The organism is Novosphingobium indicum (genome assembly GCF_014645195.1).
Lineage (GTDB): Bacteria > Pseudomonadota > Alphaproteobacteria > Sphingomonadales > Sphingomonadaceae > Novosphingobium > Novosphingobium indicum.
Map to the genome: position 1 here is coordinate 1 of NZ_BMLK01000014.1, position 24894 is coordinate 24894.

At 62.0% G+C, this 24894-nt stretch carries 20 protein-coding genes, 1 tRNA gene and 1 pseudogene; 6 read left to right on the plus strand and 16 right to left on the minus strand.

Going from position 1 to position 24894, the window contains the following annotated elements; translation table 11 throughout:
• Positions 1–71 precede the first annotated feature (71 nt).
• A pseudogene (locus tag IEX64_RS14850) lies at positions 72–554 on the plus strand (IS630 family transposase); the annotation flags it as partial.
• Between the two features lie 37 nt (positions 555–591).
• On the opposite strand, the gene IEX64_RS24630 reads toward IEX64_RS14850, so the two are convergent.
• From IEX64_RS24630 to IEX64_RS14880, 6 genes are all read right to left on the minus strand, one after another.
• Complete coding sequence (locus tag IEX64_RS24630) at positions 592–852, minus strand: HipA N-terminal domain-containing protein (RefSeq protein ID WP_268238458.1); 261 nt, start codon at positions 850–852, stop codon at positions 592–594.
• Positions 813–1805 (minus strand): DUF2891 domain-containing protein, encoded by a 993-nt coding sequence (locus IEX64_RS14860; protein WP_188820738.1) that lies wholly within the window; start codon positions 1803–1805, stop codon positions 813–815. The genes IEX64_RS24630 and IEX64_RS14860 overlap by 40 nt, the downstream gene beginning before the upstream one ends.
• Entirely contained in the window at positions 1805–2713 is a 909-nt protein-coding gene (locus IEX64_RS14865; RefSeq protein ID WP_188820740.1) for a DUF979 domain-containing protein, read from the minus strand. The genes IEX64_RS14860 and IEX64_RS14865 overlap by 1 nt, the downstream gene beginning before the upstream one ends.
• On the minus strand, positions 2710–3375 hold the full coding sequence (locus IEX64_RS14870; RefSeq protein WP_188820742.1) for a DUF969 domain-containing protein: 666 nt from the start codon (positions 3373–3375) through the stop codon (positions 2710–2712). The genes IEX64_RS14865 and IEX64_RS14870 overlap by 4 nt, the downstream gene beginning before the upstream one ends.
• A 36-nt stretch (positions 3376–3411) precedes the next feature.
• Positions 3412–4371, minus strand: a complete 960-nt coding sequence (locus IEX64_RS14875) for an isoaspartyl peptidase/L-asparaginase family protein (RefSeq protein ID WP_188820960.1) — start codon at positions 4369–4371, stop codon at positions 3412–3414.
• 169 nt (positions 4372–4540) lie between these two features.
• Positions 4541–5551 (minus strand): 2-hydroxyacid dehydrogenase, encoded by a 1011-nt coding sequence (locus IEX64_RS14880; protein ID WP_188820744.1) that lies wholly within the window; start codon positions 5549–5551, stop codon positions 4541–4543.
• Between the two features lie 170 nt (positions 5552–5721).
• On the opposite strand from IEX64_RS14880, the gene IEX64_RS14885 reads away from it, so the two are divergent.
• Positions 5722–6408, plus strand: coding sequence for a DUF2238 domain-containing protein (locus tag IEX64_RS14885; RefSeq protein ID WP_188820746.1), 687 nt, complete (start codon positions 5722–5724; stop codon positions 6406–6408).
• Positions 6409–6411: 3 nt separating this feature from the next.
• Here the strand turns inward: IEX64_RS14885 and IEX64_RS14890 are convergent, their stop codons facing one another.
• Entirely contained in the window at positions 6412–8670 is a 2259-nt protein-coding gene (locus IEX64_RS14890) for an FdhF/YdeP family oxidoreductase (RefSeq protein WP_188820748.1), read from the minus strand.
• A 172-nt stretch (positions 8671–8842) separates the two neighbouring features.
• Here IEX64_RS14890 and IEX64_RS14895 point away from each other — a divergent pair, with 172 nt between their 5' ends.
• Positions 8843–9313 (plus strand): GIY-YIG nuclease family protein, encoded by a 471-nt coding sequence (locus tag IEX64_RS14895; protein ID WP_188820750.1) that lies wholly within the window; start codon positions 8843–8845, stop codon positions 9311–9313.
• A 944-nt stretch (positions 9314–10257) separates the two neighbouring features.
• Here IEX64_RS14895 and IEX64_RS14900 read toward each other — a convergent pair.
• From IEX64_RS14900 to IEX64_RS14925, 6 genes are all read right to left on the minus strand, one after another.
• On the minus strand, positions 10258–11430 hold the full coding sequence (locus IEX64_RS14900; protein WP_188820752.1) for a hypothetical protein: 1173 nt from the start codon (positions 11428–11430) through the stop codon (positions 10258–10260).
• A 53-nt stretch (positions 11431–11483) separates the two neighbouring features.
• Complete coding sequence (locus IEX64_RS14905; protein ID WP_188820754.1) at positions 11484–12518, minus strand: hypothetical protein; 1035 nt, start codon at positions 12516–12518, stop codon at positions 11484–11486.
• A gap of 1128 nt (positions 12519–13646) precedes the next feature.
• Positions 13647–15398, minus strand: a complete 1752-nt coding sequence (locus tag IEX64_RS14910; protein ID WP_188820756.1) for an SIR2 family protein — start codon at positions 15396–15398, stop codon at positions 13647–13649.
• Between the two features lie 485 nt (positions 15399–15883).
• The gene (locus tag IEX64_RS14915; RefSeq protein WP_188820759.1) at positions 15884–17062 is read right to left on the minus strand and encodes a hypothetical protein; all 1179 of its coding nucleotides are present in this window, start codon (positions 17060–17062) and stop codon (positions 15884–15886) included.
• Between the two features lie 9 nt (positions 17063–17071).
• Entirely contained in the window at positions 17072–17413 is a 342-nt protein-coding gene (locus tag IEX64_RS14920; RefSeq protein WP_188820761.1) for a hypothetical protein, read from the minus strand.
• Positions 17414–18196: 783 nt separating this feature from the next.
• Positions 18197–19999 carry an nSTAND3 domain-containing NTPase gene (locus IEX64_RS14925; RefSeq protein WP_188820763.1) on the minus strand — a complete coding sequence of 601 codons (1803 nt, stop codon included), beginning with the start codon at positions 19997–19999 and terminating at the stop codon, positions 18197–18199.
• 25 nt (positions 20000–20024) lie between these two features.
• On the opposite strand from IEX64_RS14925, the gene IEX64_RS14930 reads away from it, so the two are divergent.
• A complete protein-coding gene (locus IEX64_RS14930; RefSeq protein WP_188820765.1) occupies positions 20025–20567 on the plus strand; it encodes a hypothetical protein in 543 nt (180 codons plus the stop codon).
• Positions 20568–20583: 16 nt separating this feature from the next.
• Here the strand turns inward: IEX64_RS14930 and IEX64_RS14935 are convergent, their stop codons facing one another.
• Both IEX64_RS14935 and IEX64_RS14940 read right to left on the minus strand, forming a co-directional pair.
• Complete coding sequence (locus tag IEX64_RS14935; protein ID WP_188820767.1) at positions 20584–22080, minus strand: integrase arm-type DNA-binding domain-containing protein; 1497 nt, start codon at positions 22078–22080, stop codon at positions 20584–20586.
• A gap of 165 nt (positions 22081–22245) precedes the next feature.
• Positions 22246–22332 (minus strand) — tRNA-Leu (locus IEX64_RS14940).
• Positions 22333–22580: 248 nt separating this feature from the next.
• Here IEX64_RS14940 and IEX64_RS14945 point away from each other — a divergent pair.
• The gene (locus tag IEX64_RS14945) at positions 22581–23549 is read left to right on the plus strand and encodes a complex I NDUFA9 subunit family protein (RefSeq protein WP_188820769.1); all 969 of its coding nucleotides are present in this window, start codon (positions 22581–22583) and stop codon (positions 23547–23549) included.
• A 58-nt stretch (positions 23550–23607) separates the two neighbouring features.
• Here IEX64_RS14945 and IEX64_RS14950 read toward each other — a convergent pair whose 3' ends face one another.
• Positions 23608–24279 carry a glutathione S-transferase family protein gene (locus IEX64_RS14950; RefSeq protein WP_188820770.1) on the minus strand — a complete coding sequence of 224 codons (672 nt, stop codon included), beginning with the start codon at positions 24277–24279 and terminating at the stop codon, positions 23608–23610.
• Between the two features lie 209 nt (positions 24280–24488).
• Between IEX64_RS14950 and IEX64_RS14955 the strand changes: the two genes are divergently transcribed.
• Positions 24489–24872 (plus strand): VOC family protein, encoded by a 384-nt coding sequence (locus IEX64_RS14955; RefSeq protein WP_188820773.1) that lies wholly within the window; start codon positions 24489–24491, stop codon positions 24870–24872.
• Positions 24873–24894 lie beyond the last annotated feature (22 nt).

A 24894-nucleotide genomic window follows, 5' to 3' on the forward strand; every position in this document is an offset into this window, starting at 1 on the left:
TCGCCATATCGATGGTCCTTTCCATTCCATCTATATGACCTCGCGCACAAAATTACTGACAGGCCCGGGCCAAGACCAACATGGCCCCTTTGCGGGGCTGGGCGCCGGTCAGCCAGCGGCTCCACGCCAAAGTGCCCTACGGCCATTGGAAGACGATGACCTTCATCGCCGCGCTGCGCTGCGGCCGGATCGATGCCCCGTTCGTGTTCGATCAACCGATCAGCGCCGTCACCTTCACCGCATGGGTCGAAGAGCAACTCTGCCCGACACTGGGACCGGGCGACATCGTCGTGATGGACAACCTCTCAAGCCACAAACGGCCCGCTGTCAGGGCTGCGATCCGGGCCAGGGGAGCGCACCTCCTGTTCCTTCCGCCCTACAGCCCCGATCTCAATCCGATCGAACAGGTCTTCGCCAAGCTCAAGCACTTGCTCCGCAAGGCCGCAGAGCGTTCCGTTCAAGCAACATGGCAGCGTATCGGTGCGCTGCTTAATGCCTTCCCGCCAGATGAGTGCGCGAACTACCTCAGAAACTCCGGCTATGCGTCAATGTAATGTCATCTGACTCTAAGGTTTCCTGACGCCCCGCCACTCAAGGAGCCACTGGAAGATTTGCCACCATCACGAGAGGTTTTGTTCGGGCCTGTACGGCTTGCAGTAGCGGAGACGTCATGGCCCGCAGCGGCTCCCCTTCCGGCAGAAGATTCATTAACCAAGGAAGAACCAGCTTGCCGTCATAGGCTTCGGATTGGAGCGGCATTGCAAGCGACAATGGAAAACGGTCCGGGGATGATGCCGCCGGTCGGACCGCGTTCAGGCCAAAAGCGCCAGTAGCGCGAAGCTCGCGAGCCAGTGGGTGCCCATGTAGTCGTCGGCGATGTGCGGCAGGCTGGCGGCGATGTGGCGTTCCGCGGTTTCGCGGGCCGGAGCGGCGACGGGATGGGGCTCGTCCAGCTTCGAGGCAATTTCGCGCCAGCACCATGCGCGGCTGAGGTTGAGCCCGTCGAGGTGAGCGATCTTGCCGTCGCTGCGGTCGGATACCGTCGCGGGCGTGAAGAGGGTGGCGGGAACTCCCGATGCGGCTTCGGGCAGGAAGGCATCGAACCAGCGGGTGAAGTCCTCGCGGTCGAGGAGGCGGCTCATCAGCAGCGCTTCGCACAGGGCCGAGGAGAGGAATTCGTCGCCGCCGGGTTCCCAGGCCTGACAGCCCCGGTCTTGGGCGAACCAGCCTTGCGCGGTTTGCGCGATCCGGTCGGCCAGCGCCGCGTCGTATGTCTGCGCCCAGTCATGCGCGAGCGTGATGGCGAAGGCGCTGTTGAAGTGGGTTCCGGTGCGGATGGGATAGGTCTGCTTTGGCAGGAAGGTGCGAAAGCGCTCGGCGAAGGCTTGGGCGAGAGGGGTGAGGGCAGGGCCCCATGGCGCATCGTGGCGCATCGCTTCGCCGTGCAGCGCGAGCAGCCAGGCCCAGCCATAGGGGCGCTCGAACCCGGCCGAGCTCGGGCGGTCGAGATAGGCGCATTCCTGCGCCACCAGTTCCGGCGTCAGCATGGCATGGGCGCAGGCACGAACGTCGGCGGCTTCGGGCATCTCGGGATAGAGCCGCGCCAGCGTCAGCACCTGCCACCAGCCATGAACGCAGCTGTGCCAGTCGAAGCTGCCGTGGAAGATCGGATGGAGCACGCGCGGGGGCAGGGCGTCCTCGTCGCCCGTCAGCACATGGTCGAGCTTGTGCGGGTATTCCAGCCCCAGATGGCTGAGCGTCAGCCGGGCGAAGCGTGCCGCAGTTTCGGCATCGAGACGGGTCATCACATCACCAGATAGAGTAGCGCGATATTGAAGATCAGCAGCGGGATCGCGGTCGGCACCTGCGCGCGGATCACGCCGTAGCGGTCGCGCAGTTCCAGCAGCGCGGCAGGCACGAGGTTGAAGTTCGCGGCCATCGGCGTGACCAGCGTGCCGCAGAACCCGGCCAGCATGCCGATGGCGGCTACGCGCGCAGGGGCGCCGCCGTAGGTGTGGATCAGCAGTGGCAGGCCGATGGCGGTGATCATCACGGGGAAGGCGGCGAAGGCATTGCCCATGATCACGGTGAACAGCGCCATGCCCAGGCAATAGACTACCACGGCGCCCAGTACGCTGCCAGAGGGGATGATCTGTCCGATCAGCGACCCGACGACATCGCCCATGCCCGCCAGCGCGAACACCGCGCCGAGACTTGCCAGCATCTGCGGCAGGATCGCGGCCCAGCCGATGTGATCCATCAGCCGGGTGCCCTGTCGGAAGGGCTCGGCAGGCGCGGGCCGGAGCCATGCGTAGCAGATCGTCAGAGACAGGATCACGCCCAGCGTCAGCGAAACGAGCGTCACTTGCCGGGGATCGACGATGCCGGGAATTTCGGAGAACACGAAAGTGCCGGCCAGCGCGGTAACGGGGATGACCAGTGCCGGGACGAAAAGCATTGGGCCGCGCGGTTCGATCGGCTCCTGCGTCCGGTCGCGAAAGCCCATCTTGCCGAGCGTCGTCACCGCGACGATCGCCAGCACCAGCACACCATTGCCGAGATCGCCGAGCCGGTCGCCCAGCAGGAAGCTGACCGCGATCAGCGCATAAAACAGCGCATTGCCGGGCCGGCGCGGCACTTGCGTCACGCTGAGCAGCGCGAACGAGGCGAACGTCACGCCCGCCACCAGATAGAGGAAACCAAGCCCGATCACGGCTTGTTTGTCCAGCGTTTGAGCCGGCGGTCTGCCAGCAGCAACCGCGTGCCGTGGATGACCAGCGCGGCGATGGCAGTGGGGATTGCCCAGACCGACAGGTCGAGCGGGGCAAGGTCGATGCCGTCGGCTTCGAGAATGCCCTTCATCAGCAGGATCGAGCCGATGGCGATGAAGATATCCTCGCCGAAGAACAGGCCGACATTGTCGGTGGCGGCAGCCAGCGCCTTGGCTTCGTCGGGATCGCTCTCGCCGGAAGACTGCGCATCCGCTGCCGCTTCGGCCATCGGCGCAATGAGCGGGCGCACCGTCTGCGCGGGGCCGGCAATCGAGGTGAGGCCGAGTGCCGCGGTCACCTGGCGGAAGACGAGATAGACCAGCAAGAGCCGTCCCATCGTCGCTCCGCGCACCCGGCCGATCAGGTCGCGGGCGCGGGTCTGCAGGCCATGGCCTTCGAGGATCCCGATCACCGGCAGCACGATGTAGATGATCGTGATGTAGCGGTTGTCGTTAAAGGCCTTGCCGAAGGCCTCGATCACCGTGACGGGATCGAGCCCCGCCGCAATGCCGGTGACGAGAGCCGAGGCGATCACGACCAGCAGCGGGTTGAACCGCAGCATGAACCCCGCCGCGATCACGGCAATGCCGGCCAGCACGAGCATCAGGCGGAGGGTCTCACCATGAGAAGTCCGATCGGGTCATTCATCGCCGTAGATGGCAATGCGCGGCTCGCTGCCCTTGCGGGCCATGCCGCGATACATGCCCGGCGTGTTGAACGACCAGGCCGGCGTGCCGTCGTGCGAGACCACGATCACCCCGCCGTCGCCGCCCAGCGCTTGTGTTTCGGCCTGCACAGTATCGGCGGCCTCCTGCGGGCCTTCGCCCAGGAAGCGGATGCGCGCGCAGATTTCATTCGCCACGCCTTCGCGGATGTAGAACTCGCCCGCCCCGGTGGCGGAGACGGCGCAGGCGCGGTTGTCGGCATAAGTGCCCGCGCCGATGATCGGGCTGTCGCCGACGCGGCCATAGAGCTTGCCGGTCATTCCGCCGGTCGATGTGCCCGCCGCAAGGTTGCCGTCCGTGTCGCGGGCGACCGCGCCGACAGTGCCGTATTTCACTTCGCGTTCGAAATCGCCCAGCGCCTTGTGATCGGCCTTGAACTTCTGCAGCTGTTCCCAGCGTTCCTCGGTGCGGAACCACGAGGGATCGACCTGCTCCAGCGCGTGTTCGCTGGAAAAGGCGTCGGCGCCGTCGCCGCTCAGCATGACGTGCGGACTCTTTTCCATCACCGCGCGGGCGAGACTGATCGGGTGGCGGGTCATGGTCACGCCAGCAACGGCCCCGGCCTCGCGCGTGGCGCCGTCCATGATCGAGGAGTCGAGTTCGTTGGTGCCCGCCGACGTGAAGACCGCGCCGCGTCCGGCATTGAAGTTGGGATCGTCCTCCAGCAAGCGGATGGTCGCCTCGACCGCGTCGATCGCCTTGCCGCCGTTGTCGAGAACCGCGCTGCCGGCATCGATAGCCTTGCGCAGCGCTGCCCGAACGGCGGCTTCGCGCTCGGGCGTGATTCTGTCGCGTTCGATGACACCGGCGCCGCCGTGGATGACGAGAGTCCAGTCGTCCTTGGCCGATGCCGCCGTGCTCACCGCCAGCCCCATGAGTGCCGCCGCGATTGCGGCCAGCCTTGCCAGATGTCGCTTATGCAATGGTCGTCTCGCCCCATCAGATCCGCTCACAATGCGGCAAGGGTATTGGCCTATTCGAATTGGTCCGCAAGGCGTTCTTTCCTTGCGTCGGTGCATAACACCCGGAATGGGGTGCTACCGGTCAGGCCAGCCGCTCGACCGAGACCGGATGGAGCGCGGCCCCCGTTTCGGCGAAGGCGGAGATGTTGTGTAACGTCGTCTCGGCAATCGCGCTCATGGCTTCACGGGTGAAGAAACCCTGATGGCCGGTCACCAGCACGTTGGGAAAGGTCAGCAGTCGGGCGAAGACGTCGTCCTGGATCATCCGGTCCGAGAGGTTCTCGAAGAACAGGTCGGCTTCTTCCTCGTAGACGTCGAGGCCGAGGTTGCCGATGCGCCCGCTCTTGAGTCCGGCGATCAGTGCGGGGGTATCGACGACACCGCCGCGGCTGGTGTTGATGAGCATGGCGCGGGGTTTCATCTGGGCGATGGCATCACGGTCGATCAGGTGGTGCGTTTGCGGTGTCAGGGGGCAGTGGAGCGAGACGATGTCCGATGCGGCCAGCAGGTCCGGCATGGAAACGTAGCGGCCGCCTAAGGCTACCAGCTCATCGTTGGGCATGGGGTCGGCAGCGATGACTTCGCAGCCGAAACCGCGCATGATGCGCCCGACGCAAAGGCCGATGGCACCGGTCCCGACGATCCCCACCGTGCGGCCGCGCAGGTTGAAACCCAGCAGCCCTTCGAGCGCGAAGTTGCCTTCGCGCACGCGCACATAGGCCTTGTGGATGTTCCGAGCGAGCGCGAGGATCATCGCCACGGTATGCTCGGCCACGGCATCGGGCGAATAGGCGGGCACCCGCGCCACGGTGATGTCCAGATCGCGCGCGGCCTGCAGATCGACATTGTTGAAGCCCGCGCAGCGCAGCGCCACCAGACGCACGCCGTGGCCGGCCAGCAGTTCCAGTACGTCGCGGCCAAGCTGGTCGTTCACGAAAGCGCAGACGGCCTCGCACTCCGCTGCAAGGCGTGCGGATTCGGTGCCGAGACGGATGTCGAAAAACAGAAGCTCATGCTTACCGTCCGCGGCAGCGTTCGCTTTTTCGAGGAAGTCCCGGTCGTAGGCGCGCGCGCTGAATACGGCCACTCGCAAAGGCATTCTCCTTGGCAGCGTTTTTCGAAGATTAACAGACAAGTGATTGGCCTCCAACGCGGCCGCGCCGGAGAAAGCGCAATCGCCGGTTTTCTAAACCGCGATCACTGCTATGTTTTTCGCCACCACCGATCGCACGTTCACGAGAAAGAGGCAGAGGGGCGCAGGCCTTGCACATCAAGTCGCTGACCAGCCTCTACCGTCTGATCGTAATCGTCGTCGAAATGACGATGGCGGCCGAACTGATCGTGCTGATCGCCAATCAGCGATGGATGCAGGTCTTCATCGTCCTCGGGCTGATGCTGATCATCGCCTTGTCCATGCTGATCCCGCACGAGCAGGGCAGCGCGATCATTCCGGTCGAGATGCAGATCTTCGTGACGCTGTTCGTCTTTGCGACGCTGTTCCTCGGCGAGGTGCGCGACTTTTACGGGCGAATCTGGTGGTGGGATCTGGCCCTGCACGGATCATCCGGCCTGCTGCTCGGCCTCATGGGTTTTCTCGTACTTTACCTGCTGAACGAGGCCGAAGTGGTGAATCTCCACATGCGTCCTGCATTTCTGGCGATCTTCGCCTTCTTCTTCAGCTTCAGCATCGGCGGAATCTGGGAGATCTTCGAATTCACCATGGACGAGGTCTTCGGCATGCAGATGCAAAAGCCCATGCTCGGCGATCCTTCCGGTCTCACCGATACCATGTGGGACCTCATCATCGATGCCACGGGCGCCATTCTCGCAAGCGTTGGCGGATGGCTCTACATCCGCAAGGCCCGCGACAAGGGCAAGGCTGACTGGGCCGCCCGGTTCGCAGCCCGCTATCCCCACGTCTTCGCCGACCAGCAGGACAGCGAGGGCTGAGCCTCAGGCGACGATCCGCACCGGCACGGCCTTCGATGCCGGGGTCTTGGAAAGCTGGTCATGGTACCACAGCGGCACCAGCGGATTGGTCTCGGGATAGTAGGCACCCACGCAGCCGCGGGGCAGGCTGAACGGGGTAACCACCAGCCCGCCAACCTCGCGATGCACGCCGTCGTCCGCGTCCGATACCAGCGAGACGACCTGCCCTTCAGACAGCCCCGCCGCGCGGATTTCCTCCGGGCTCATCAGAAGGACATCGCGCGTGCCCTCGATCCCGCGCAGCCGGTCCGAATAGCCGTAGATCGTCGTGTTGAACTGATCGTTGGAACGCATGGTGATGAGGCGATAGCGCCCCTGCTTGTCGGCCAGCCCGACGGCATTGAGCTTGTCCGGCACGGTGAATTCGGCCCTGCCGCTTTCGGTCTTCCAGATCCGCTCGCGCGCCTTGTTACCCTTGTAGAAGCCGCCCGGCGTGAACATGCGCTCGTTGAACTTCTCGAACTTGTCCGGGTAGGTTTCCTCGATCAGGTCGCGGACCCTGGAATAGTCGTCCACCCATTCGTCCCATTTGACCTTGGGGTTCGGCGGCACGGTCGCTTTGGCCATGCCGGCGATGATAGCCGATTCCGAAAGGAGGTGCTCGCTCGCCGGCTTGCGCTTGCCGACCGAGCCGTGGATGCAAGATAGCGAATCTTCCATCGTCACCGTCTGCGGGCCGCGCGCCTGCATGTCTTCCTCGGATCGGCCGAGGCAGGGGAGGAGATAGGCCACTTCGCCGTTGATAAGGTGGCTGCGGTTGAGCTTGGTGGCGATCTGCACGGTCAGGCGCATCTTCTGCCAGGCCGCTTCCATCCTCTCGCGCTCGGGAATGGCGCGCACGAAGTTGCCGCCCAGTCCGACGAAGGCGCGCACCGACCCGCCGATGATGTCCTCGCAGACCTCGACCGTGGTCCGGCCCTTTTCGCGCGGCGGCGAAAAGTCGAAACGCTCCGCCAGAAAATCGAGTGGTACCAGTTCCGGCTTCTCTGAAATGCCCACCGTGCGCTGGCCCTGTACGTTAGAGTGGCCGCGTACCGGGGAAATGCCCGCGCCCTCGCGCCCGATGTTGCCGCGCAGCAGCAGCATGTTCACGATCATGCCGATGGTCTGGGAGCCGTGTACATGCTGGGTCACGCCCATGCCGTAGATGCCGATCACCCTCTTGGCATTGCAATAGACGTCCGCGGCCGCCTCCAGATCGGCGCGCGACAGCCCGGACTCGTCTTCGATTTCGTCCCAAGAGGCCGCCTCCACCGACGCCTTGAAGGCATCGAAACCGTTGGTGTGCTGTTCCAGGAAGGCGCTATCGAGCAGGTCCTCGCTTTCAGACCGAGCCAGCACATGCTTGCACATGCCCATGACCGCAGCGATGTCTCCGCCCGGCCGCACCTGATGGTACTGGCACGAAATCTCGGTCCCTTTGCCGGTCAGCATTTCCGTCGGGCTCTGCGGATTGACGAATTCGACCAGGCCCTTTTCGCGCACGGGATTGAAGGTAACGATCTTGCAGCCGCGCTTCACCGCTTCCTGCAGCGGATGGAGAAAGCGCGGGCTGTTGGTTCCGGTGTTCTGGCCGAAGAAGAAGATCGCATCGCACTTTTCGAAGTCGCTCAGCACGCAGGTGCCGACGGGCGATCCCGTCACTTTCTTCAGCCCCACGGACGTCGTCTCGTGGCACATGTTCGAGCTGTCGGGCAGATTGTTGTGCCCGTAGAGCCGTGCGTAGAGCGCATAGAGATACGAGGTTTCCAGGCTCGCGCGCCCGGAGGCATAGAAGACGGCGGACTTGGGATCGAGCCGTTGCAGTTCCTTGCCGATCTCGGCGAAGGCATCCGCCCAGCTCGTCTCCACGTAGCGGTCGGTGGCGGGATCGTAGCGCATCGGATGAGTCAGCCGACCGGTCTGCTCCAGATCGTGATCGTTCCACTCGCGCAGTTCGCTGACGGTATGGCCGGCAAAGAACTCCGGCGTGCAGCGCCGCGATGTCAGTTCCCAGAGCGTGGCCTTCGCGCCGTTCTCGCAGAACTCGAAGGTATGGGGATTGGCCGGCTTGGTCCAGGCGCAGGAGGTGCACATGAAGCCGCCCGGCTTGTTTTGCCGGCGCAGCGTGTCGAGCACGGCCGGACTGTCCCACTCCTTGCCGAAGATCCGCGTGATGCCCCGCAGCGATCCCCAGCCGCCGGATGGTCCGTCATAGTGTACGGTTTCGTCCTGGTCCGACATGGCGGGGCGTCCTTTCTGGCAGAGAAATGTTTTGTAACGGGAACGGGCTCGCGGCCATCTCGTTCCTGCGCCGGCGAATTCTTCCAGCCGGTAAACGCGCTTGGCCGGTGCAGGGAGCGGGCGTACGCTCTTCGCCATGCATTCCGGCCCCCAAGACCTGCAGCTTTCCGCAATGCCTGAACCGGACATGCTGGCCCGCATCTACGCCGTGCTGGGCGAAGGCACACCCATCGACGCGGGAACCGTCCAGACCCTGCGTCGGGTGCCCGGCGCCTACGTGCTCGTGATGCACCTCGACGCACCGCTGCGCTTTGCGCGCGCCAAGATCTCCGAAGCGAGCCTGTCGGGCTGGCTGATCTACGCAGGCAGCACGCGGGGCGGCGGCAGGATCGGCGCGCGGCTGGAACGCCACTTCAAAACGAACAAGCGCATCCACTGGCACGTCGACGAACTGACCGTCGCGGCAAACAGGCTGGCCGCCATCGTCATGCCCGGCGGATCGGAATGCGAGATCGTGGAAAGGCTGGTCGGCTCGGGCGCATTCCAACCCGCCCTGCAGGGCTTCGGCAGTACCGACTGCCGCCGCTGCCCGGCACACCTTCTGGCGCCGGTCTTTGAAGAACGGGTGGATCGAGTGGCTTGATGAACTCAGGGCAGGCGGGGCCTGATCGCAGGCCTCGTTCGAGGCCCCCACATGGTCGCGGCTGGGGGCCTTTACGGGCGAACATTGGTGAACGCCAAAAAGGAAAAAGCCCGGGGAAATCCAGGCTTTTTGGCTACTTACGAACGCCTGCGAACAGGTGAATGGTGCCCAGAAGAGGATTGAGCCGAGGGTCATCCCGGCCATGATGGGAAGGCGGTGAGATTTCCCCCATGATTTCAACGGCTGGTAGTGTTGAAGTTTCGAGTTCCAGAAGAGCTTGACTGGTGTTCAGTCAAGCAACTGATCTGACAAGCAGAATCATTGATCCTTTTGATCGCCGGAGTCCCCTATAGCACATTCTTTATTCGTGGAAAAGGCTGGATGTACTTGGACGTTAAGTTCGAGTCCCGACGTCGTTACGGCGGTATCGAGGGGGTGGTCTTCTGCCGGAATACCCACGACTAGAGATGGGTCGGTTGCGATAAACGATCCGAGGCGATCGACTTAGGAAAGCTGCAGTCGCCGCTTGGTTGCCCAGCACGGAAGCCGCCGACCAATTCACGACCTTCAACGATCAGGGCAAGACCGACCGTCCCCGTTCAAACCCGCCATTCGTACTTTCCAGACCCGCTGGTTGGCACCGTGCCAATGGCAGTCGGCTAAAGCTCTTGGGTTCTTCCTTATAAGCTGCCATCCGCCTTCGGACGCCCGTTCATCCCTGGCTAATTAAACTGTTCCTCAAACGTGGCAGCCCGACCGTTTTACCAGCGCAGTCGCCCGCAGGCCTATGTGAACATATCACCTTGCCTGCGGAGTGATGAGCAGCTTCTACATAGCAGTGCGTGACATGCGTTCGCGCCTGTGACGCGGATCGGGTCCTCGGTCTTCAACACCGCCGCGATGTAGTGCGCGCCATCCGCCACGCCGCCGGCGGACAGCCGCGGCTATCGTTGCCCTAGAAAGCCATCCGTACGGAGAAGACGCTCGAGGCTCTGCAAATCCGGCTCGAACAAGAGCCGCGATACCAAGGCGCCATCGGGATGGAACTGCGCAGGCTCGTTCTTAACTGTGTCGTAGAAATTGTGCGTGATCTCTCCTGACTGGAAGACATCGGGGCGCAGCGGGCACTGCGCGTAGGGATTGTAGTAGATATGCAGACCGTCAAGGTGCGTCTCGGCGTGGAGCGCCGTCGCGCAGATGCGTATATCCGACCCCGCGATCTCACGTCCGAAATTCCATCGGCGCGTCTTCAGGTAATCCAGCTTTTTTTGGGAAATGGAATAGCGGTCTCCCAGCGCCCAGGCGGCGGCGTCATACCCGACGGCGCTCTTTTCAATACACCGGTACCGATTCGACCGGATGATCTTGTTGACACCGCTCTCGACAACGGCTTTTCCGAAGGTTCCCACCGTCGAGAAGATCACTGCGCTGATCTCCCTAAAAGAATCATTGGTAAAAATGCCCATCTCCACCGGCGCGCCGGAGCGCGTGTGGATCTCCGCAACCCTGGCCTGTTCGCCGAAGCTGCCGGGATCATGCGACGGTTCGCCGATGCCGAAGAGAACCAGATTTATCAGCTCGTTATTCTGCAGTAGCGAATAGTCGCTGTCGAAGGGCGCGATGGCCACGACGAAGGGTACATCTCGGACATGGCTCAGCGAGCCATAGGCCCTCTTCTTTCCCTGGCTTCCCCTGAACAGCTCGGCCTTGTCCTTGAGCTTGCCGATGAGCTTGAGCGCGCAGCGATTTTTGAAAGCATCCAGGGATGCGGGACTGGCCGGCGCGGCACCCGCGCCCCGATCGGATATCACAGCCTCGATATTGAACCGGTATCCGTCCGGCGCGGTCACGCAAAAATCCGGCACGGCCAGCGAGAAATCGGCAGTGAATCCCAGCTCCGTAAGCGCCTTGTTAAGGTATAATTCCCACATCGCGGAGTTGAACGTCGACTGGAACTCCTTGACGAACTTATCGCCTTCCCTGCTGCGTTCAACCAAGCCGGCCGACCAGCTTTGAATAACCGGCATCACCGCTGCACAGGCTGGATCGTCCAGGATCAGGCGGAAGCTCTTGTGAAGCCGCGCAGCCGGCAGTCTCGGTTCAAACAGATCAATCATCTTCAGGCGCTCTCCGTGGCGCAAGCCCAAAGCCTGCCGACACCCGCCCGCCGCTAGTCGGCGACGATATGCGGAAAGGTGCTCGGGTGCGGGGCGGCGTCGGCTCCCCGGTCGAGCAAGTCGGTCATCTTGCGATACAGTCCGACAAATCTCAGCAGCGCATCCGCGCCAGGCGCGAACAGGTCGTCATCCGCGAGCGGCATTGTCACGACGGGAATGGTCAGGCCATCATGGCTCCGCTCCTCGTACCGCAGCCAGCCAGCGCCACGCCGGCCCAGCGGCTGGCGGTGCAGGAAGAGATTGCGGTATTCGGTCAGCTCATGCATCCAGGGATCGAGGCTGGCCGGATCATAAGCGGTCAGCATGTCCGACACGATCGGGGAAGCGCGCAGGTGGGCACGGCTCGCAGCGTCGAGCCAATCCTTCAGACGAGCAAGCGCATCGATGCGCGGCGGCGCGCCGAGTCCCATCGCGAGAGTTTTCGCGAGATAGTCCCTCGCGCTTGCGAGCTCGGAGAGCACGGAATGGAAGGCGAGCTGCATATCACTGACCGGAATGTTCGTGAAGCGGTTGCCGGAAACCTTGCCCTCCGCAAGAGCCGCCATCAGCTGATCATGGTGATGATCTGACGCGTCGCGCAGGCGGATACCGGCGGCCTTGAGGCTGAAGGCAATGTGCCCCGCAAGCTCTGCATAGTCGGCGGCACCTGCGTCCGCCGCGTTTCCGGCGATCGCCCCCCATTTATCGGCGGGCTGCGGCTTACCGGAACCGGGTCCGTCGAGCGGTGTCCAGACCCGCGAGAGAAGCGGTGTCTCCATGCCGGTCATCTCATCGCCGCCGAACAGCGTACCGCCAATGCCGGCGGCGATGCCGGCAACATGCTGGATCGGCCTGGGCGACAGTTGCCTGACGGTGCGGCCATCCAGGACAGGGCCAAGGCTCCACAATTTGTCGCCTTGCATCGGGGCACGAAGACCGCCGGTAAGGTGAAGCTCGGTGGCCGTCTGCACCGTTCCCATCTGCAGGTTCATGGCCCGGCGGGGTTCTCGTATCGTCTCGCTCATGGCGATGATGTGGGGTGTAATCATGTGGCAGTCTACCGCCGGCGTAGTACATCTCCGGCTCGCCCTCCGGCGGCCGTGCGATCGTCGCCCCGCGTCAACGGGCAAGAACGGGATCCGCGGCTCTCTTCTCGGCCTGGGCATCGGACAGCGACTGCCGGGGACGCCGCCCAAGGGCGACGATCGCCAGCATGACCGGGCGCCAGCCGCCATCCGCAGGCACTCATGAATGCTCTACGAAAGCGCGTTAATCCCCCCTGCGGAGCTGGATGCCTGCTGACGACTGACGGCAGCTACCCCAAGGGTCTGACTTTCGCGCAGCCTTGCTGTCGAGCTGAATGTACGACCGCTTCTGGGTTCGCCGGACAACCCGCGGAATGGCGGATTAGGGGCGCTTAGTTGCCGATTTTCGGTCTTCGAGATGAACTCACTGGCTTCCGGGAAAAGGTTCCCTCCCTGAAGAGGTAACGACACTTTCGGTAGCGGCCGCTCGCCGAACAGATGTCGTGGGAAGCAGACCTCTCAAACCTCTATCAGCAGCGCAGGGCAGAAGACGGGTATCGTGGAGCTTATAGAGCTTTTCTGAGGGCTTCGCGGTCGTGATCTTGATGTGAGTCAGCATTGGATTCATCCCAGCAAGCCGGGTCGATCCGGGGCCATCAAAGGCACCCCAATCGTGGGGGTGCTGTTGGTGGTCCTGGCCGGACGTCACCGGAAATTTAGCCGGCGATCATCGGTCGATTTATGCTGTGAAACCAGACGCTTGCTGGACGTTGCTGGACGCACTTAGCGCCAGAAAGTGGTGCTAGAAGAGGACTCGAAATAAAAGTCTAATTCATTGTAAAATATTAATAAATTACTTTCATTTCGGTTCCAGTACCCATGTCGATGCCCAGAGTGATTTTTCGCGACAGGTTCGAGTTCTCGTAAGGGCGACGAGGCACGGCCCGGTGGTGCGATTCGCGGCGTAGCCTAGAGAGGCAGGGCGTCGAAATCGGCCTTCATGAAACGTTTAGCGATCAGATTAGGCCCATAGGTTGTTCAGACCGTCCGGTTCCGACCAGACTACGACGTTCCGGGAAGTGTCGGATTAGGGCCGAAAGCCGTCAGGCCCAGTTTGTCCCGCTATACGATGCCGGCAAGAGCGGCGCATCATTAGAAGCTTACCCTGCCGCCATAGGTCTCCACGATTGCGACGTTCTCGTCGAGCGACTGGCCATTGCGGGTGAGCGCGCTGCAATTCTCCGCGAACGCCTTGCCGCCGTAGCGAACCTCTGTCCCCTTTAGGCCATCCAGAATTATCGCATGGTTTTCGTGCCGATAGGCTGCCCAAGCCCCGACCGGTACCCAACCGCTATTCGAAACGGCCAACCCGACATAGGCGAGCGCAAAGAAATACTCGAACGTGTCGAACAGCAGATCGTAGTCCTCATTCTCGGCGACGAACGGGCGGAACGTCTCGCGCAGCGTATCGTGTAGCCAATCGCTCATGGCTACACGGCGCCGTGACCCGCCAAATAAGGGAGCGACGTGATCACGCTCGGCCAATCGCAAGGCGATGAGGTGCGAAACCGCCGTCTTGTCTTTGTTGCCGATGGTCGAGGTCCGCACAGACAGCAGTCGGGAGAGCAACTCCGGCCGCTTTGCGATCAGGCTCGCCATACCTCCGGTGTAGAGCATCAATGTACCGGGATATGGCCTGAGGTTGCCCCAGACTGTATATTGCGAGCCATTAATAAACTGCTCGCGGCCTATCTCGCTGATCGCATCGACAAGCAGGTCGTCCTGTTCGCCACGTGACCAGACGCCGATTGTGGCGTTGAGCGCGATGACCGTCGCGCCGGCTGCGTCATAGGCTTTTATCCGCGCTGAAATCGTTTCAGACGTTGGGCTATCGCCATGAGGCGGAAATGCCGGGCCGGTCCATACCGCCTTCGCCTCTGCAACGGCGTCACGGTACAGGTCGTGCAGCCGAATGCGCTGCTCGGGATTGGCCAGATAGCGCTTGGCGGCGCCGACCGCGGCCTGCACGCTCAGCGGATGCGGTCGGTCGAACTCCTCGAGACCGTGCACATGGTCGATGAGGCTGGCAAAAAAGCTGTCTGCTGACTTGATGCGGACCACATCTGCCCGTCGGCTGGTAACCAGGGCACTGGCTTCTCCGGACAGCTCACCCATCGTCGACCAGAAGCAGGCGTAACGGCGATTGGTCGCCCGTTCCATCGACGTGCGCAGCGCATGATCCCAGGTCGCGGACCAGCCGCAGACCACCAACCCGAACTCATCGAATACGCGGTCGAGTAGCGTCGCCATCGCCGGATCATAGGCGGCCAGCTCGTCTTCGGTGTTGAGGATCCGGGTGTCGAGATAGTCACCATGGATTTTGATGATGCAATGCCTCTGGTGGGTCAGCGGGATCATGCCGGTCGCTTGGTCTGCATTCCCGATTACCACCGGCACGATGCCCCGCTGCTCGAGCGCTTGTTCGAGCAGGCGGTCGAAATTGGTAGTAACGACGACCCGGATCAGTCCGGCGTCCATGAGTTCGGCGACGGCATGGTGCGCGGGCGTCGGCACTTTCAGGCCTTGTTCGCGCTCCTCCGCGCTTGGTTCGAAATAGCTCTTCAACAATTGCTGGCGTTCGGTCTGGGTACGGCAAAGGCCGTCGAGTAGATCTGAATAGCCCGCTTCCTTGCCAAATTTCTCGGCGTACCAGCGATCGACGGCATCGCCTGGTTCTTCTGATTGTGCGGCTGCTGTTTTCCGGATGAGGTCAAGGACGACTTCCCAACCCGTCGGAATTCCGGCCGAGCGCGAAACACCCGAACCTAGCAACAGTGCATATACGCCAGGGCTCGAGCGCAAGGAAAAAGCGAGCGACACCAGCGGATCCAGAATCTGACTCAATTCATGCTCCCCTCAATTCGGCGCGGTCCGCGCCCTCGCTGCGGGATGAGGCCTTCTGGCGGTCGGAGCAAGCCAGGGTCAGGACCTATTACTTGCGCCATTCGAGCGTCCCGCAGGGATTTGACCAAATCGCCCATCGCCGCGTCGAGAAATCGTGAAATATCGACATATTCCTGGGCCTTCTCTCCTTGCGCTGAGCCATTTTGTCTCAAACCTCGATGGCGCAAGTAATAGGTCCTGACCCTAGGCGCCCTCAATGTCCGCTTAGTCGGCGGCTGTGGACACGGCGTAGCTGCCTGCCGGAGGTCGCGGATCTCGACCCAGACCCGGTCGCTCAGATAAGCCAACTCGAACGACGGCTCCAGACAGATGCGGTTGATAGGCGTCGTGAAGCGGACCGCAAGCATAGCACCGCAGTTTCGAACATAGTGCCCATTCTAACCTGCCGTTCGCCGCCCCGTGCCGCTGTCTCCTGAGGATCGCGATCAGACGGAAAGGCTGCCAACGAGACCTTCAGCCCAGTCGTGCGCCCACTTAGCCCTGATGCAAAAACCTCGTTGGCCATCCTCGGCAAAGAAGATGCCAGCCCAGGCCGGGGTAGCATCCATGGTTAAAACCCAGGCGCCGGAATCGCCCTGCACCGGCAGCGGGGAGAAGAGCGTGCCGAGTCCGCCGCCGAGTCCGAACCGCGGTCGCGGCTTCAATTCGATGGAATCGCGGAAGCAGTAAGTCTTGCCGCCTGTCACGAAGGCGTAGCTAATCGCCAATGAACCCAACCGGCATTTCGCCTTGGTCAGCGCGCCATCGACATCGACATCCTGGCCGATCGTCAGCGATGTCGCGACCCCGCTTAGTGTGCGCGCCGAGGTGGGTGTGGTGGCAAGCTCAATGAGGCTGACGTCGAGCATGTTCACCGATGGCCCGTTCCCCGGATAGGGATTGGGCATCGGCAGGATCGATGGATCGCAGACGACACCGGCGCCCAAAGGGAAAAGCGTCGTATGATCCTTGCAGGTCCCGAGATGCAACCCGGCACCATCGTCGATGGTGTCGCCCTTTTCGGCGACATGGGCGCAACTCATGCCGTAGGCCTTGCCGGCAGGGTTTGTGAGAGTGCCGCCATACGTCCCGGTATGCCCCTGATTGGTGGCTATCCCGTCGCCGGGCGCGAAGGCGAGAGTGGCGACCGGGCGCTCGTCGACCAGTACGAGCGCCGCAGCGCTATTGGCGAGCGCGATCAGGCGAGCGCGATCAGTTTCGTCTGTCTCAAGCACGTCGCCAACGGGGGTTCGCACTGGTCTATGCACGATGGTCATAACTACCGGTGATTTGCCGAGCTTCCGGCCGAATCGCCTAAGGTCAGACCATATTGCAACCTTGCGATTAAGGTCGCGCCGGCGATAGCCTTGGAATGTCGGGACTGGCCAATCGGTATAGGGCCAGATTGGCGTTTCGATCATCCGGTAAAAGTAACGGTCGAGCAGGAATTTTCTCAATCCATCATCGCCAATCGCACCCTCTTCAAGATCATAAAGGAGGGTCCACAGCGGATGGATGTCAAGGGTAAAGCCACTGACAATCGGAATGTCGGCGGCCTGCCGCACCACGCCTTGAAGTGCCTCAGATTCGTTGAAGTACGTGCGCAGATCCTCGTAGGTTGGCATGGTCTCACCTTATTGCGCTGCGGGTTCGAACCACCCGGCGATGAAAGTGAAGAGCGGCGCGAGCAGGCCGGCCACGAACACCGAATACCAGCCGGTGATCACGAACAGGCTGCCACCAAGCGTGTAGGCCCAAAGCGGGAAGGCGACCGTCGCAATGATCACGTTCATCGCCCACGGCTGGTTTGGGAGTTTGCGTCGATAGAGGTAGATGGGTGTACCCACGAGGCCGATTACGAAGAAGAGGGCGGCCCACAGCAAGGCGCCCGCCGGTGCCGGCGTCGTAGAGGCAACCGTGCTGTCGATACCGAAATGCGAGGCAACTAGCTTATCAATGCCGGCATAGAATGCCACCGACTCGGCAGGAAGGTACTTGACGAGGCGATCGCTATAATTGTCAGCGGGTCTATCACTGGCGGTTGCAGTAGCGAGATGACCGTTCGTACTAGATGTTGGAATGACAAGTCTAGCCATAGCTTTACCCCCTCAGATGTGCTCGTTCGCGCGTACTCTCCGGGAGAATGAGCTACGCGGGACTGTCAGATCCGGCCCCGAAAGTTGTTGAGCAATACCAGCATATTGTGATTCACGCCGACCTGCAGAGAGATCGAGTGAACGATGGCATGGGCTGGTATTGCCCGACAGGAGCATAGCCGAAAAGGATTGCGCTATTCCAGCGATATGACCGACCGGGAGTGCATTGGCAGCGCCGTTAAAGCATCATGCCTGCAGCCGCTGATCCTAAGTCAGCGATGCCAGCCTTCGTCCGCCCGCAAACTTGCCGGTCCAAACAAATCAGGTATGGCTAATCACCGACCGGTTCCAGCAAATTCTGCCGTTCAGCATAAGTATTGCGAATGACGGCAAAGTCTCACGATCCGGCGTTCGCTTCCGGCAGCAGTCGACCAGATTGCGACGTTCGCTTCTGGCGGCGTGAACGTCGCAATCTGAAAAGAGCGGTCATTCGGGCTACGTCAGGCCGTCCGGCGGGATCCGCCGACAACCTTGTCATAGACGACACCCACGGTGAACGTCTGGTTCGGTCGGAAGCAGGCGTTGGACCGGAGCTTGCGAGCGAAAGATAGATCCCCGATACTGCATTGAACGCAGTGGTTGGGAATCTTGGGACTATGCCCTCTAGACCGACCCACCCAGCGATCCGAACATCGCACGGATGCTGTCATCGTAGTCGCGGCTCATCCGGGTTTTCTCCTTGTAGCTATCCATCTCCTGGTCGGCGCGCTGTTCTTCATATTCTCGATGTTCATCGAGGGCCTCGGCGACCCGCGCGGCATGCGCGCTAACATCGACGCCGAGCGCGCCATGAAAATATTCGAGATCCGACAGCAGGCCCTCGTAGTCACCCTCGGAGCAGCATTCGCTGAGTTCGTCCGACAAGCTCTGCCGCAGGAAGGTGGCGTAAGCGTCCTGGAGCTCGGATCTCAGCGGATGATGCTCAGCGCCGCTCGCCTCGTAGAAGAGCAGCAGGTTGCGCAACTCGTCCGAGCGGCAATGTTCGCGGGCGCTCGCCATAAGCTCGCCTGCGCTCTCGTCGAAGAAGGGTTTAAACCGCTGCAATGCCGGCCACTTCGATTCTTGGAACTCGCGCACCGCCGTGATCATGTCGTCGATTGGGCAGAGTTCCTGCTGGCGCTCGACCAGAATTCGCTCGATTAGCCGCTGGATCGGCACCAGCGCGTCTGGGATCCTGATCTCGTCGGCGATCTCGATCAGCTTGGCAAGGCGCTGCTCGTAGGTGGGTGCGAGATAGGCGGTGCTGCCGTCACGTTGCTGCACCGCGCGCGGTGCGGCAGCGAGTTCAGCGATCCTGGGCGCGAGCACCCCAATCTGTCGGGCCAGCATGTCACGGCTCGCGCCGCCCTGATCGGACCGGGCAAAGCCCCAGACCTGCGAGAGCTGGGTGAAGCGACAGGCACACAGGATGAGATCGACCGCATTTTCGGGTGCCTCGCGTACCACGCTGTTGAGCCAGTCCTGAACTGAGGGGTTGATGAACTCGATCACATCGCCCAGCATTGGCCTGACGAAAGCGCCGTTCAGCTCCTTGCGCGCGCTGGTGTAATCATCGGGCCGGCGCTGCAGGCCGTATTTCTGCGCGCGGTGCGCGTGCAGGGTGTCGAACCCCTCGCGCAGCAGCGCCTCCCCTGTCCGCCCCCCGAAGCTCGAGAGCGTGAGCAACAAGCTGCGCCCAGCATCGCTGATCTGCTGCTCATAGGCATGGCGCCAGATCTCCGCGGGATTAGCGAGCAGCGTGGTCACGAACGCCCGATAGTCCTTAACCGCGACGCCCTGCAGCCGACGCAGCGTCGAAAGCCACTCGATCAGGCGCGGATTGAACTTATCATGCTTGACGATCTTGAAGTAGAATTCATCCTTGAGAAGCTCGTCACGATAGGTCGATGGCAGATCGCTGAAGAACAGGTGATTGTAGAGAATCTCGGCACGCTGGTGGAGGCTGTAGTCGCCCATGCGAATGACGAGCTTGTGGTCGATGAGGCCCGAATCACGCAGCTGCTCGGACGCGCCCCAGGCCTGCTGGAGCATATGATCGCGCGTCGTGAGCACCAGCCTCTTGTCCTTTGTTGTGCCGATCATCTCGATGAACTCGACGATCGCGCGATATTCGCGTTGCTGCCCGGCCGCCCCCTGGTCGCCGAGGAAGGTCACGCCCATGAAATCGTCGAAATAGAAAATCTGCGGCCGGTCCTTCCGGAAGAGCTTCTTCCCCTCCGCGAAATTCTCCCGCATCACCACCGGCTCGAACCCCCGGGCCAAATGCTCGTAGAGGATCAGGTCGGCAAGCGTGGTCTTACCGACACCGGGCAGGCCCGACAGCCGTGGGCACTCCGGCAGCGTCCGCGAGAGTAACGAGGATTTTGCAGGTGATGTGACGATTGGCCAGACGACCTTGAGGACCACGCTTAAAGTCGCCGGCAAGCACCGCATGGAACGCGTGAGCGGCTACATGCGCCCGGCAAGGGATCTGCCTGCCACCACGCCTCTCATGCTACAGCTACACAGATCATATGGCCGCGAGATCATCATGACGTGGCAGGATGATGATGGCGGAAAGCTGGAGTCCAAGCTTTCGGAGATCGTAGCGGCCGTGATTGTCGCGGGGGAACGGGAGTTCCGTGAAAATCTGCGTAAAGACGAAGAACGCTTAGAAAAGGAGCGTATCGAACGCGAAGCAAGAGAAGCGGAGGAACGAGCTGAGCGTGAACGCCAACGATTGGCAAGGATCGCAGAGCTAAACCAAATGCGGATCGATGCGCTGCTCGAGAGCGGCAAGTTGATGCGACAAGCCGCCGAGCTGCGGGCACTGATCCCGCAAGTGCGTGAAGCCTTATCCTCGCATGCCGATGTTGATAGCCAATCCCTAGGTGAATGGGAGGCATGGGCCCGCGCTGAGGCTGACAAGCTTGATCCCGTCCTATCAGGTCAGATCCTACAGCACTTGCGGGCACCAACGCTGGATCAGGAATAACTGTCGCGCGATGCGGTTACTGCTTGAAGCAGTTGTCGCGATGCCAAGACAGGAAGCTTGGATGAGGGCGATCGCCGGCTCTGGCGGGCGCAATGGCGAACCCGGTCCGGTTGATCAAAGAGCGGATGCTGTCCGGATCATTGGCCTGACGGCTGACAAGGATTTCCAAATCATCCTGCAAGCTGATTAGGCCGCGATCAAACATCCAGTGAACGGTGCCCGACAAGGCAAGGCCGTTGTTGACGATGTCAGGCCCCCCCCTTTCGACCGGACGGATGTGAGCGGCCTCCACCTCGGCCCTTCCACCACCATTGATCAGCTTCAGACCGGTAATCGCACAGCGCGCATCATAGGCAGTCACGATCCGGCGGCGGAAAAGGCGGTCGCGCACCAAGCGTGAGCCCAAATATTCCACACGATCGCGTTCAATTTCAAGGACAAAGGGCAGGCGCTCTTCACGGAGAACATTGTGTTCTCCTTCGATCGGATCGATCCGGGGCAAGAAGTCTCCTTCCTCGGAGAGACCAAGATCAATGATGCGATTGAAGTCCTCGATGGCAAGGCTGCGCACGGCCGCCTGGGCACGGCCAGAGTTCTTGCCTGCCGCATTGAGCACGCCCTTTTCGACAACACCTAGCGGTCCATTAAATGGCACGGGATTTACGAAGTCGAGATAAGTGCCCGGTTCAATCAGGGCGAGATACATGTCCTTGGTCGTCGGGTCGGCGACAACATCTGCCACCTTGGCTACTGCGAAGTAGCCTTTGGCCTCAGGAACCTTGCTCGGCTCATAGTAGATGATCCAGTCACCGATACAGGCGCTGACGCGGCTCAGGTAGGACTTGGGAAATTGGTACCTTTCGGCTGGACTATCATCGTAGATGGAATCTGCCCGATGAATGAAGACGCCCTTAGTCATGGCTTGACGATAGCGACTTCGTCGGCCGCTTGAAATATCTGCCGGTAGGCAGTGCCTTGCGTTATTCGGCGAGAGGGCAAATTCGCCGCCCAGCAAATTTCGCAGTCTCTGATCGGAATCGGGCAAATGTGTCACGGCTGCGCAGGGCATGCTCTGTGTCGCTGGAGCCCGGGTGGGTCGGCTTGCGTAGCGTTCAATAAAGGGCAGATTGCGCGTATTACGTTCAGTAAGCGATCGCACTCGGATACCCTCGCGCTCGTTCTTTGCGACCCATTCGAGAGCGACAGCCTTGAAGGTGTCATTGTCTTCAATCCTGGCGCGTGCAGCATCGATCCTCTGCTGTTGGGCAGGATCTGTACCGAGAGCAATCAGGCGGCGCGCCTCGGTCCTCTTTTCCCGCGCGTCGGCAAGAGTGACCTCGGGCCATTGTCCGAACGACAAGGTCTTCTGCTTGCCGAGCCAGCTATAGGTGAGTCGCCAGAGCTTGGAGCCATTTGGCTTGACGAAAAGGTGCAGCCCTCCACCGTCGAACATCTTGTAGGATCGATCTTTGGGTTTCGCGCTCGCGACGGTCGTGGCAAACAGCGTGCTCATATGGGTATCGCCTTGTGCAAGGCGGGGGCACGATACCCATCAGGATACCCATTTTGTTCCCGATTGGTGCCGTATCCGCCCGGATTTGACCGGACGGCTATAGCACAAAAAACGGGAGAAATCAGCCATTTCCCGGACGTCCATGGACGCCCTTGGAAAGGCTACTGGTGCCCAGAAGAGGACTCGAACCTCCACGCCCTTTCGAGCGCCGCCACCTGAAGACGGTGCGTCTACCAATTCCGCCATCTGGGCACGGGCAGGGCGCCAAGGTGCGTCCCTGCAGGGTAGGAGCGCGCCTCTACGCAGGCGGGGCGGGGTTGTCAACTGAGTCGGAGGGAAGATTTTGCATGTTCGCCAGCGTCCTGCGTGCGGTCGGAACGCGGGAGCTCGCCAACTGTCCGGTTGCCCCTCGTGCGGCCTTGTGGCAGGGGCGAAAATCATGTGCTGCGGTGCGGGATGCGCGTGCGTCTGCGCCGCCGACTGAAGGATCGTATCTGACCATGAGCAAACGCCCCACCGATTCCCTCGCCGGCAAGATCGTCACTGTGCTGGGTGGCAGCGGCTTCGTTGGCAAGCATCTGGCGCAGGAACTGCTCGCGCGCGGTGCGCGTCTGCGCATCGCCAGCCGCAATCCGCGCAAGGCCTATGCGATCAAGCCGCTCGGCAATCTCGGGCAGGTGCAGTTCGCCCGCGTCGATGTGACCAAGGCCGATTCGCTGGCCGCGGTGCTCGCGGGCTCCGATGCGGTGGTCAATCTGGTCGGGGCTTTCGCAGGCGATCTCGATGCGCTGCAGGGCAAGGGCGTCGGCCGGATCGCGGCGGCGGCCAAGGCTGCGGGGGCAGGCGCATTCGTTCATGTTTCCGCGCTGGGCGTCGATGCCGAATCGGACGTTGCCTATTCGCGCACCAAGGCCGAGGGCGAGGAAGCCGTGCGCGCGGCATTCCCCGGAGCGACTATTGTTCGTCCGTCGCTGATGTTCGGTCCGGACGACAAGTTCGTGATGATGTTCGGCGATCTCATTTCCCGCATGCCGGTGATGCCGGTCTTCGCGCCCGACGCGAAGCTGCAGCCGGTTTTCGTGGACGATGTGGCCGAGGCCATCGGCAACGCTCTGGCCGATCCGGCGGTGCACGGCGGCAAGACCTTCGAGCTGGCCGGTCCCGAAGTGATCACCATGCTCGAACTCAACGAGCGCATTGCCGAGGCGGAAGGGCGCTCGCGGCACTTCGCCGCTCTGCCCGATGGCGTATCGAGCCTGATTGCCGCCACGACCGGCTGGCTGCCGGGTGCGCCGATCACCACCGATCAGTTCAAGCTGCTCAAGGCGGGCAGCGTTGCCGGCGGCACGGCACCGGGCATCGCGGACCTCGGCGTATCGCCGCGTCCGCTGGGCCTGTTCCTCGATCGCTGGATGACGCAGTTCCGCAAGCACGGCCGCTTCGGCGCCAAGGATCCCAGCGCGGCCTGATTTCGCTCTGCGTGTACGAGTGGGGCAGGGCTGGCTGACGCCGGCCCGCTGATACCTGTCAGGCGTCGACTTCGGCGTAGTGGCTGGGCGGCTGGATCACTTCCATGCGTTCCGACAGGAGCGGGCGGAACGACGGGCGAGACTTCATCACCAGATACCAGCCGCGCGCCTGTTCGTGGCCCGCCCAGTCGATACCGCCAAGATAGTCGGCCACCGAAATCTGCGCGGCCGCGGCCAGGTCCGCGAGGGTCATTGTCGGCCCGGCGAGCCAGGGACGCGTGTCGATGAGGTAGTCGACATAGTCGAGGTAGTCGTGTGCCAGCTTCATGGCATTGCGCAGCGCCTTGGCATCCGGGGACTGGCGCAGGACCAGCCGCTTCTTCATGCGTTCAAGCAGCATCGGGCCGGAAACGCCATTGAAGAAGTTCTCGTCGAACATCGCGATGAGCCTGCGGATCTCGGCGCGCTGCTGCGCGGTTCCGCTGATCAGCGGATTGCGGTCGACGGTTTCCTCGAAATATTCGCAGATGGCCCGGCTGTCGGAAATGACCGTGCCCTTCTGCGTGTCCTTGACCACCGGCGTCTGCCCGGCCGGGTTCATTGCGAAAAGGCGGTCCTCACCTTCCCACGGGCGCGTGCTCTGCAGTTCGTAGGCAATGCCCTTTTCCGCCATCAGCAGCCGCACCTTGCGGCTGAAGGGGCAGAGGGGGAATTGATAGATGTGCCACATGGGTGTTCGATGCCAAAGGCGGGGCGGGGCGTCCACCCGCGGGCCTTTTCGTATCGGGACGAAACGCGTGGATAAGTCGGCGAGACGACCGGGAGGCGCTGCGGCTATGGGCCAGCATATATCGCAGCGACGCGCGGCAGGGCGGTTGACCGTGGACTGCGTGGACGACACTCTTCGTCGTGAGTGAAATTTCTGAAAGCGGAGAGCCTATGTACAGCCACATCTGTGTCGGCAGCGACGATCTTGCCAAGGCAAAGACCTTCTACGACGCCGTCTTCGAGCCTCTGGGGGCGACGCCGATCATGGCCGATATCGAGGGCGGCCGCGTCGCCTATTCGAACAAGGGCGCGAATTTCATGATCTGCAGGCCCATCAACGGGGAATCGGCGAGCTATGCCAATGGCGGCACGATCGGCTTTTCGTGCGACAGCGCGGAAGTCGTCGATGCCTGGCACAAGGCCGGCTGCGAAGCGGGCGGTGCAAGCTGCGAAGACCCGCCGGGCGTGCGCGAGTTTCCGTTCGGCAAGCTCTACCTCGCTTATCTGCGCGATCCGGACGGCAACAAGCTTTGTGCCATGCACGCGATGGGCTGACGAAAAGCCACAAGGGAGAGGA

What these genes read in the sequence shown, in the direction of transcription:
- IEX64_RS14895 (WP_188820750.1), top strand. Translation starts at nt 8,843, where the DNA reads ATGCCTGAACCGGACATGCTGGCCCGCATCTACGCCGTGCTGGGCGAA.
- IEX64_RS14935 (WP_188820767.1), bottom strand. Translation starts at nt 22,080, where the DNA reads ATGAGCACGCTGTTTGCCACGACCGTCGCGAGCGCGAAACCCAAAGAT.
- IEX64_RS14930 (WP_188820765.1), top strand. Translation starts at nt 20,025, where the DNA reads ATGGAACGCGTGAGCGGCTACATGCGCCCGGCAAGGGATCTGCCTGCC.
- IEX64_RS14890 (WP_188820748.1), bottom strand. Translation starts at nt 8,670, where the DNA reads ATGTCGGACCAGGACGAAACCGTACACTATGACGGACCATCCGGCGGC.
- IEX64_RS14945 (WP_188820769.1), top strand. Translation starts at nt 22,581, where the DNA reads ATGAGCAAACGCCCCACCGATTCCCTCGCCGGCAAGATCGTCACTGTG.
- IEX64_RS14875 (WP_188820960.1), bottom strand. Translation starts at nt 4,371, where the DNA reads ATGGGGCTGGCGGTGAGCACGGCGGCATCGGCCAAGGACGACTGGACT.
- IEX64_RS14860 (WP_188820738.1), bottom strand. Translation starts at nt 1,805, where the DNA reads ATGACCCGTCTCGATGCCGAAACTGCGGCACGCTTCGCCCGGCTGACG.
- IEX64_RS14950 (WP_188820770.1), bottom strand. Translation starts at nt 24,279, where the DNA reads ATGTGGCACATCTATCAATTCCCCCTCTGCCCCTTCAGCCGCAAGGTG.
- IEX64_RS14905 (WP_188820754.1), bottom strand. Translation starts at nt 12,518, where the DNA reads ATGATTACACCCCACATCATCGCCATGAGCGAGACGATACGAGAACCC.
- IEX64_RS14955 (WP_188820773.1), top strand. Translation starts at nt 24,489, where the DNA reads ATGTACAGCCACATCTGTGTCGGCAGCGACGATCTTGCCAAGGCAAAG.
- IEX64_RS14900 (WP_188820752.1), bottom strand. Translation starts at nt 11,430, where the DNA reads ATGATTGATCTGTTTGAACCGAGACTGCCGGCTGCGCGGCTTCACAAG.
- IEX64_RS14915 (WP_188820759.1), bottom strand. Translation starts at nt 17,062, where the DNA reads ATGCCAACCTACGAGGATCTGCGCACGTACTTCAACGAATCTGAGGCA.
- IEX64_RS14870 (WP_188820742.1), bottom strand. Translation starts at nt 3,375, where the DNA reads ATGCTCGTGCTGGCCGGCATTGCCGTGATCGCGGCGGGGTTCATGCTG.